Source organism: Mesorhizobium sp. (assembly GCF_004962925.1).
In the GTDB taxonomy this organism is placed as follows: domain Bacteria; phylum Pseudomonadota; class Alphaproteobacteria; order Rhizobiales; family Rhizobiaceae; genus Mesorhizobium.
Window position 1 is genome coordinate 21,525 of record NZ_SUEO01000066.1, and the last position, 723, is coordinate 22,247.

The window sequence follows — 723 nt, forward strand, 5'->3', positions numbered from 1 at the left end:
GAGCCGATATGGCCGCTCTTGCCGACGCCGGTGACGATGACACGGCCTTCGATCTGCGACACCATGTCGACGGCGCGCGCGAACGGTTCGGCCAATCCGTTTTCGAGCGCGGCCGCCAGCGCCGCGACACCGGCCTGCTCGGTTGCCACCGTTCTGAGCGCCGAGGCTATCGAAGCTTGCCCGTCGAGCCGCTTCTTGTCTGGGGATCCCGCATGCATGGCTGATGCGATTAGCGCTTTGCCATGCGCCTGTCCAACGGAATTCCCAATCAGTGCGGCCTGATGAACCGCCGCCTCAACCCTCCGTTAACCATCCCCATTTACGGTTCGGTAAGTATGGCGCGCGTGCGCCGCACAAGCAGTGGTGGCGATGTCCGGGGCCCAGCCTGAAATGAAAAGAAGACGAAACGGCAAGGCGGTCTGCGCCTTGCTGCTGGCGACCAGCGTCTTCGCCTTGCTGCGACCAGCGCAGCCCTATGCCCAAGTAACCGAGCTGCGCGGCGAGGTTTCGGAATCGGCAATTCTGGCCGGCGCTCAGGATCAAACAGCACAGGCCGGCGCAGCCACCCAGGGCGATGCGCCGGCGCCCACCTATCAGCCGGCCAGCCCGGGCGCCTCAGAGGACGATGACACCGCGCCAACGACCGGCAGCATTTTCGATCCGCCGGAGGCCACCGACGATCCGTTTGCGGAAACGCCGGCTCCCGTCCCGCCACCCCGGCCA

At 65.8% G+C, this 723-nt stretch carries 2 pseudogenes; one reads left to right on the forward strand and one right to left on the reverse strand.

The features are described from left to right. A pseudogene (locus E5W87_RS15430) lies at positions 1-218 on the reverse strand (KpsF/GutQ family sugar-phosphate isomerase); the annotation flags it as partial. A gap of 172 nt (positions 219-390) precedes the next feature. Here E5W87_RS15430 and E5W87_RS15435 point away from each other — a divergent pair. Beyond that, a pseudogene (locus E5W87_RS15435) lies at positions 391-723 on the forward strand (hypothetical protein); the annotation flags it as partial.